This window comes from Prosthecobacter sp., from assembly GCF_044226605.1.
GTDB lineage: Bacteria > Verrucomicrobiota > Verrucomicrobiia > Verrucomicrobiales > Verrucomicrobiaceae > Prosthecobacter.
This window is the reverse complement of the sequence record NZ_JBGAGS010000003.1, coordinates 449,327-456,570: the sequence shown is the minus strand read 5'-3', so window position 1 is coordinate 456,570 and position 7,244 is coordinate 449,327. Positions and strand designations below refer to the sequence as shown.

The 7,244-nt window shown below is 60.3% G+C and carries 8 protein-coding genes; 4 read left to right on the top strand and 4 right to left on the bottom strand.

Features of this window, described 5'->3' with window-relative positions:
* Positions 1 to 136: 136 nt before the first annotated feature.
* The 3 genes from ACILSO_RS06205 to ACILSO_RS06195 form a co-directional block, all read right to left on the bottom strand.
* Positions 137 to 319: a hypothetical protein gene (locus ACILSO_RS06205; protein ID WP_395736506.1), complete on the bottom strand. Its 183-nt coding sequence runs from the start codon at positions 317 to 319 to the stop codon at positions 137 to 139.
* Between the two features lie 48 nt (positions 320 to 367).
* Positions 368 to 781, bottom strand: a complete 414-nt coding sequence (locus ACILSO_RS06200; RefSeq protein ID WP_395736505.1) for a hypothetical protein — start codon at positions 779 to 781, stop codon at positions 368 to 370.
* Positions 782 to 910: 129 nt separating this feature from the next.
* Positions 911 to 1,984: a Gfo/Idh/MocA family protein gene (locus ACILSO_RS06195; protein WP_395736504.1), complete on the bottom strand. Its 1,074-nt coding sequence runs from the start codon at positions 1,982 to 1,984 to the stop codon at positions 911 to 913.
* 227 nt (positions 1,985 to 2,211) lie between these two features.
* Here ACILSO_RS06195 and ACILSO_RS06190 point away from each other — a divergent pair, with 227 nt between their 5' ends.
* Positions 2,212 to 2,646, top strand: a complete 435-nt coding sequence (locus ACILSO_RS06190; protein ID WP_395736503.1) for a hypothetical protein — start codon at positions 2,212 to 2,214, stop codon at positions 2,644 to 2,646.
* Positions 2,647 to 2,682: 36 nt separating this feature from the next.
* Here ACILSO_RS06190 and ACILSO_RS06185 read toward each other — a convergent pair whose 3' ends face one another.
* Positions 2,683 to 2,892, bottom strand: coding sequence for a hypothetical protein (locus ACILSO_RS06185; RefSeq protein WP_395736502.1), 210 nt, complete (start codon positions 2,890 to 2,892; stop codon positions 2,683 to 2,685).
* A gap of 185 nt (positions 2,893 to 3,077) precedes the next feature.
* Between ACILSO_RS06185 and ACILSO_RS06180 the strand changes: the two genes are divergently transcribed.
* The 3 genes from ACILSO_RS06180 to ACILSO_RS06170 all read left to right on the top strand — a co-directional run bounded on the left by ACILSO_RS06180 (position 3,078) and on the right by ACILSO_RS06170 (position 7,169).
* The gene (locus tag ACILSO_RS06180; protein WP_395736501.1) at positions 3,078 to 3,314 is read left to right on the top strand and encodes a hypothetical protein; all 237 of its coding nucleotides are present in this window, start codon (positions 3,078 to 3,080) and stop codon (positions 3,312 to 3,314) included.
* Positions 3,315 to 3,476: 162 nt separating this feature from the next.
* Complete coding sequence (gene purH, locus ACILSO_RS06175; RefSeq protein ID WP_395736500.1) at positions 3,477 to 5,015, top strand: bifunctional phosphoribosylaminoimidazolecarboxamide formyltransferase/IMP cyclohydrolase; 1,539 nt, start codon at positions 3,477 to 3,479, stop codon at positions 5,013 to 5,015.
* A gap of 870 nt (positions 5,016 to 5,885) precedes the next feature.
* Positions 5,886 to 7,169, top strand: coding sequence for a phenylacetate--CoA ligase family protein (locus ACILSO_RS06170; RefSeq protein WP_395736499.1), 1,284 nt, complete (start codon positions 5,886 to 5,888; stop codon positions 7,167 to 7,169).
* The last annotated feature ends 75 nt before the right edge of the window (positions 7,170 to 7,244 follow it).

The following is a 7,244-nucleotide window of genomic DNA, read 5'->3' as shown; positions in this document are numbered from 1 at the left end:
CGCGCGATCTCATCACGGGTGCCTTCGCCTTTGTCATAGGCACTGACAATCCGTTCACGTAAATCCAGAGAGAGTGTTGCCATGCCGTTTGATAGCATGCCTTGATCCCCATGGCTATATAATTATTTAAATTGCTCTAGGCCCTTCGGAATGCTTGGCAGCTTTTTTTGAGGAACTGCTCGTCGAGCCAGTCGGCGTTGACGATGCTGAAGGCCAGCTGGCGAATGTTGTCGACGATTTCTTCCCTCTCCTCGTTTGAGAGTCCTGGCTCTTCGAGTAGCCTCTTAAGCTGCTCGATTGTATCTTCTCGCTTTTCCATATGTCTCCGAAGAAAACCCTAGCGTGAATGGGGTAGGAAAGCCAGAAATCATGCGCTCGTAGTGCTTTCCGTCCGCGAAAAAACCACGACGTTGAGTGCCTGGCCCCTTTGCTCTAATAGCATCTGCGACTGGTCACCGTGCGCTAAATGCATGGCATCTTTTTTGGGGAGGCCGAACTCACCAGAGACTGGCGCTGATGCAAGCGTACTGCCTGAATTTAGTTGTTCTGCGACTATTATGAGGTCACCACCTCTTCGGCGAATATCTCCATCATCTCCTTTAGCGCGGCCTCCGTTTCCTTCCGCAACGAATCGATCTCGGATGGGGTCAAGCAAGGCGAAAAAGGTGATGTAGCGCCCTTGGCTGTCCGTGAGGGTTTCGATGGATTCTGCAACGCCATAATCACGATGAATCGCCTCAAGCCGTGGTTTGTCAAACTGCGCCGGAAGCAGGCTTCCCACGGCACACCCCCAGCCAGACAACTTTACATTACATTGATTGTTGGTAGTTAATAAACGCGCCTCTGGGAGGCCGAGACAGGAGGTCTAAGGCCAGCCACCAGCCCGATTTGCAGCTCCACTCCCAGCCGCCTACCCTACCAACTCCAGCGTGCGCTTCTCCTGGGCACTCCGGAACGCGGTGTCCACGATCTGCTGGCCGATGCGGCTGATGTCGAGGCGGAGCGGGCCGATCAGGGGTGCGCCGGTTTCCAGGTGGTGGATAACGTGTTCGACGGGATTGCGGTTGGGGGCTGCGACGGGATCGACCGGGACTTCGTAGCCTTCCGGGCGGGCGCGGGTTTGGACGCGGACGGCGGTGGCGTAGTCGTAGCAAGAGATGGTGCCGTCGGTGCCTTTGAGGACGAAGCCGCATTTGGGCTGGGGCTGGTGGGTCCAGGGATCGGTAAAGGTGCCCCAGCGGGTTTCGGATTTGCTCAGGCCTTGGGTGTAGCGGATCACGGCCACGGCGTGCTCGTCCACCTCCAGGCCCACGGGCTGGTTCCAGGTACAGGTGACTTCCAGCGGCGATTTGCCGCCGAGGTGCCAGGTGCCGAGGGTGGTGCCGTAGCCCATGTAGTCGAGCAGAGATCCCCCGCCCTGGGCCTTGCTGTAAAACCAGCTCGCGGCTTTTTCAGCGGCGCTGGGTTCTTTTTCGATCTTGTCGGCGCCGTGGTACAGCGGGCCGCGATTGCCGCCGTGGTGGTGGAACTCCAGCACCTCGCCGATGAGGCCTTCCTGGATAAGGCGGTGCGCGGTCTGCTGGCCGGCATCCCAGACGAGCGGCCAGTTGACGGTGAGCAGCTTGCCGTGCGGCTGCATGGCAGCGATCATGCCGTCCGCCTCCGCCAGCGATCCGGCGAAGGGTTTCTCCATGATGATGTGCGTGCCGTACGGGGCGATCTTGGCCACCCACTCGCCGTGATTGGAGGCGGCGGGACAGAGGATGACGAGATCGGGCTTGGTCTGCTCCATGCAGGCGCGGTAGTCGGTGAAAACCTGGGCGGGCGTGAGGCTGAAATTCCGCGCCGCATCCACCAGGCGCTCCGGCTTCTCATCGCAGATGCCGACGATCTCCGCGTTCGGATGCTCGAAGGTCTGGCGCAGCAGGTCGCCCATGTGGAAGTGATCGAAATTGATGCCAGCGATGCGCCATTTTTTGCTCATAGGGCCTGCATCGAAGCCGAAGCGGGCGGCGCTGACAACTGCTCATTTAGGGGCGGAGGGAACGCTTTAACGGTAAAATAATGGAAGGTAAAATGATTCCAATCCTTTGATTTTGAATCATTTTACCCTCTATGATTTTACAATAATCCGGGACCCTCGCCATCCTCCTGACGCCCCGCACTTTTTCATTGGCCGTCGGGCCTTCCCGGCTTTGATGTCCCTTGCCCATGGCTGCCAATCAAATCCGCGACACCCCCGGCCGGCTGCTGCTGGGCTGGGCGCTGCTGCTCAGCTGCCTGGTCATTCTCTCCTGGCGCATCCATCTTCGTTCCGAAGACTACGAATGGACCGAGTACCCCACCGCGCTGGGAGACACCCGGTACTACACCACCTTGGGCAAGGACGACCGCTACGAGCCAAACTTGCGCTACCCCGGCCAGGAACAGGGCCTCTTCCGCCGTGCCGAGGACGCCGTGGCCTTTGATGACGCCACGATGCTGAAACGCGCCCTTGACCTCACCGGCCGCCATTTCATCTATCAGCCGGAGGTCGCCCGCGGCAAGGGTCCCCTGCCCGTCTATTTAAAGACCGCCGAAAACCGCTACATCGAGTTCGGAGCGCGGAAGTTCTACCCGCCCTTCGTGCCCAAGACGGGGCCGTGAGGCTGTACTGGCGCCCTTCCCACACAGGGTTTACGATCAAGGATCTCGCGGATGGCCTTGAATGTACGCCGCGGTGATCGTGGCAATGCCCACCAGGATGAGTCCCCCGCCGATGGCGGCGAGTGCGATCGTGGGGATGATGGCGATGCCCGCAACGATGAGGGCAACTCCCGTTCCATACCACGCGGTGCGCTTTTTGACGACGGTGGCCGAAGGAGGATGAGGTTCTGAAGAAAGTGTTTTCATGAGAATGAGGATTCGCTGTTTTTCCCTCCTGTTCGGAAAACGCGGCCGTTTTGTCCTCCCGCAAAATCCTCCCTGATCTCCTGATCAGCCATTCACTGAGCCTCGGTATGGAGTTGAAGATGGAGCCGTGACACCTCTGAAAAGCTTGCGCCGCTGGCGGAGTTCCGGCAGCCTTGGATACTGCCATGTCACTCCTGGGCATCCTGATCTTTATTCGCGTGCATGGCGTCGCCATGGGCCTGACTGGCATCGTCCTGGGCTGGCTCTTCCGCCGTACCGGAAACCCTGCGCTGGCCCTGCTGGCAGCCACTGTTTTCACCGTCAGCTCACTTCTGCTGCCCACCGCCGTCGTCTTAAACCTCGTCACCTTTGCCACCCCTCCGAAAAAGACGCCGCCCGCTGAGGTGCGGCGGGCGCAATGAGCGCCTTGAGCGCGCATGGGAGAGAGCAGCTTCTTTAATGCGAAGCGTGTACCCGGCAACTCGAAAATACAGGAACTGCCTAGACAATATTGGCCTGTGAAATGCGCTTGGCACCCCCGCAAATCTCCCTTTACTCCCCGGCCCGAACTTTCCCACACTCACATGCCCATCGCCCGCGCTCTGCTCTCTGTTTCCGACAAATCCGGCCTCCTCGACTTCGCCAAAGGACTGGCGGCGCTGGGAGTGGAGCTGCTTTCCACGGGCGGCACCTCCAAGCACCTCAAGGACGGCGGCCTCGCTGTGACCGACGTCTCCGACCACACCGGCTTTCCCGAGATGTTCGACGGCCGCGTGAAAACCCTGCACCCGAAAGTCCACGGCGGCCTCCTGCAACGCCGCGACAACGATGAGGACAAGCGCAACGCCCAGAAGCACGATATTCCCTGCATTGACCTCGTGGTGGTGAATCTCTACCCCTTTGAGCAGACCATCGCCAAGAAGGACGTCACGCTGGAAGAAGCCATCGAAAACATCGACATCGGCGGCCCCTCCATGCTGCGCAGCGCTGCCAAAAACCACCGCTGGGTCACGGTCATCACCGATCCCGCCGACTACGCCGTGGTGCTGGCTGAAATGAAGGAGCACTCCGGAGACACCACCCTGGCCACCCGCGAACGCCTGGCCTGCAAGGTCTTCCAGCGCACCGGCGCCTACGACTCCGCCATCGCCGCCTACCTGAACAAGGAGCAGACCACGCAGAAGACTTTCAACCTGAGCCTGCCGCTCTACTCGGAACTGCGCTACGGCGACAATCCGCACCAGAAGACCTCCCTCTACGGCAACTTCGGTGACTACTTCGTGAAGCTGCACGGCAAGGACCTCAGCTACACCAACGTCCTCGACATCCACGCCGCTGCCGAGATCGCCCTCGAGTTCCGCCGCCCCACCGTGGCCATTCTGAAGCACACCAACCCCTGCGGCGTCGGCTGCGCGGACGAGGACCTGCGCGAGGCCTGGCAGAAGGCCTTTGAAACCGACAAGCAGGCCCCCTTTGGCGGCGTCATCGTGGTGAACCGCAGCATGACCATCGGCCTGGCCCGCATCATTTCTGAGATCTTCACGGACGTCATCATCGCCCCGGACTTCGATGCCGATGCCCGCGCGCTGCTGCAGAAGAAAAAGAATCTCCGCCTCATCCAGATGCTCCCCGGCGTGGCCGAGGCGCTCACCGAGCCGATCATCCGCTCCGCTCCCGGCGGCGTCATGGTCATGGACAGCGACTCCCGCGCCCTGGGCCTCGATGACCTCGAGTCCAAGGTGAAGACCATCCGCCCCCCGACCCGCGACGAACTCGAAGCCATGCGCTTCGGCTGGCGCGTGGTGAAACACGTCAAATCCAACGCCATCGTTTTTGCCACCGGCGACCGCACCCTCGCCATCGGTGCCGGCCAGATGAGCCGTGTGGACTCCTGCCGCATCGCGGTGTGGAAAGCCAAGGAAGCTGGCCTCAGCCTCAAAGGCAGCGTGGTCGCCTCAGACGCCATGTTCCCCTTCCCGGACGGCCTCATCGCCGCCGCCGAAGCCGGAGCCACCGCCGCCATCCAGCCCGGCGGTTCCGTGAAGGACGAAGACGTCATCAAGGCCGCCAACGAGCACAAAATGGCCATGTGCTTCACCGGCGTGCGCCACTTCCTCCACTAAGAGCCAAAACGTGAAATAACCGTTCAAGGGTTTGATGTTGAGGTGCTTAATTTAAATTGATAATTAAGCACTCTTAACTTTTCCGGCTTTGTAGGCAACCAAACAAGCATGCGCCAGACGCGTTTGTCGGGCGCTCCCCTTGACGCGCCCTCGATTCGCAGCCTTTCGTAAAATCTTTGGTGAGTCTAGGGGCATGCAAAACCAGGTTTTTTCCGCTGAAACGACGGCACCCGAGAACCCGTCACGCTGACAGCTGGAAAAGGGAAAAATCCAGACCCCATAATCGATCGGTTTGGGTGATCTCCGCACCCCTGCGAATAACTTAATATCAGTTAATTATCAGGTTTTTCCACATAATTATTTTCGGTGCCGAGAGCCTCGTTCGCTCAATGATTTTCGAAGGAGCAAAACGCAGTCCTCCCTCTCCCAGCCCACCCGATCCCGCCACCGCACATAGTCCTCGTCGGAGAGAGGCCCGGGGTGAGGGGTCGACAAGCCACCGGTCGCCGTTTCTCCGCCTACATCGCCCCCTTTCGAAAAAGCGATCTTCGCAACTTGGACCCTCATCTGAAGCACCTCGCCCGTCCTGTGTCAGGTCTCTCCGCCCTGCCGCGAGGCACTGGGAACGTCCACCCTACCCCAAAAGCACTGCCCTGTTCAAACTAATTAAGATACGTTAAATAATATCAAACATCCCTCAAAATGAGCGCCTTATCCTGCACCAACACCCCCCCCCCATGAACCCATGGCCCCTCCATCGTGTCACCTCACGGCGCGTCTTATTATCCAAGGATCCTGCCTTCGTCTTACGATCGCCTAAGTCGCACCCCTTTCCTTGACCCCGTCGCTTGCCTCGCCATGACTTGCCGCGTGTCTGACGGCCCCCCATTGATCGACCGAGTCCGCTTGCGTTCCAACCAGTGGCGCAAATTGCGCTCCATTGTGCTCAATCTCGCCACCACGGACAGCTTCTATGGCAAGAAGATCCGCGAGTGGGAGCTGAAGGTCAGCCGCTTGAACCGGGTGGACGATTTCATCGCGCAGGTCCCCTTCACCACCAAGGCGGACATCCAGGCAGACCGCGCCGCCCATCCGCCATTCGGCACCAATCTCACGCGGGCCATCCAGCAGTACACCCGTTTCTGCCAGACCAGCGGCACCAGCACCGGCTTCCCCATGGCCTGGATCGACACTCCGGAAAGCTGGGACGCCATGCTCAAATGCTGGCAGCGCGTGTTCGATGCCGCCGGCCTGGTCAAAGGCAGGGACCGCATCTTTTTCGCCTTCTCCTTCGGCCCCTTTCTCGGTTTCTGGACTGCCTACGAAGCGGCGGCCAAGGACTACCTCATCATCCCCACCGGCGGCATGTCCAGCCAGGCGCGCCTGGAGGCCATGGCCCGTTACGGCGCCACCGTGCTCTGCTGCACGCCCACCTATGCCCTGCGTCTCGGCGAATTGATCGGCGAGTCCTCGGGTGTGGAGCGCTCGGACTTGCGCATCAATAAAATCATCGTCGCAGGCGAAACGGGCGGCAGCGTGCCAGAAGTACGCCAGCGTCTCGAGTCTCTCTGGGGGGCTCGCATCTTCGACCACCACGGCATGACCGAGGTGGGACCCGTCAGCTACGAAAGTGAGGACCTGCCCCGCCAGCTCGTCGTCATGGAGGAGGCCTACCTCGCCGAGATTGTCGATCCCAAGACGGGCGTGGAAGTGGCCGATGGCGAATGCGGCGAACTGATCCTTTCCACCCTGGACCGCACCGCCTGCCCCCTGCTCCGCTACCGCACCGGCGACTGGGTAAAGAAGCGAATCCACCGCGGCAGGCTGGTTCTTGACGGCGGCATTCTCAGCCGCGTGGACGACATGGTCGTCGTCCGCGGCGTGAACATCTACCCCAGCGCCGTCGAGGCCGTTGTACGCCAGTTCCCCGAAGTGGCGGAATACATGGTCGAGCAGCGCAAAGTGGACGCGATGGACGAGATCGAGCTGGTGGTGGAACTCGAGGGCAATGTGTCCAAGCAGCTGATCAAGCGCATCGAGGCCCGGCTCAAGGACACCTTTTCCCTCCGCATTTCCGTCCGGCAGGCCGAGTCCAACACCCTCCCCCGTCATGAGTTCAAAGCCAGGCGCTGGCGCATGGTGGAGGCGGCCTGACCGGCCTTCGGCTCCGTATATCCACAGGCAAACCTTTCCTGCGCTGATGAAAAGCCATGCCTCTCTGTTACGTCA

Bases quoted from the DNA above. Each gene is read 5' to 3' on its own strand.
- purH (WP_395736500.1), top strand. From the start codon at position 3,477: ATGCCCATCGCCCGCGCTCTGCTCTCTGTTTCCGACAAATCCGGCCTC.
- ACILSO_RS06190 (WP_395736503.1), top strand. From the start codon at position 2,212: ATGGCTGCCAATCAAATCCGCGACACCCCCGGCCGGCTGCTGCTGGGC.
- ACILSO_RS06195 (WP_395736504.1), bottom strand. From the start codon at position 1,984: ATGAGCAAAAAATGGCGCATCGCTGGCATCAATTTCGATCACTTCCAC.
- ACILSO_RS06185 (WP_395736502.1), bottom strand. From the start codon at position 2,892: ATGAAAACACTTTCTTCAGAACCTCATCCTCCTTCGGCCACCGTCGTC.
- ACILSO_RS06205 (WP_395736506.1), bottom strand. From the start codon at position 319: ATGGAAAAGCGAGAAGATACAATCGAGCAGCTTAAGAGGCTACTCGAA.
- ACILSO_RS06180 (WP_395736501.1), top strand. From the start codon at position 3,078: ATGTCACTCCTGGGCATCCTGATCTTTATTCGCGTGCATGGCGTCGCC.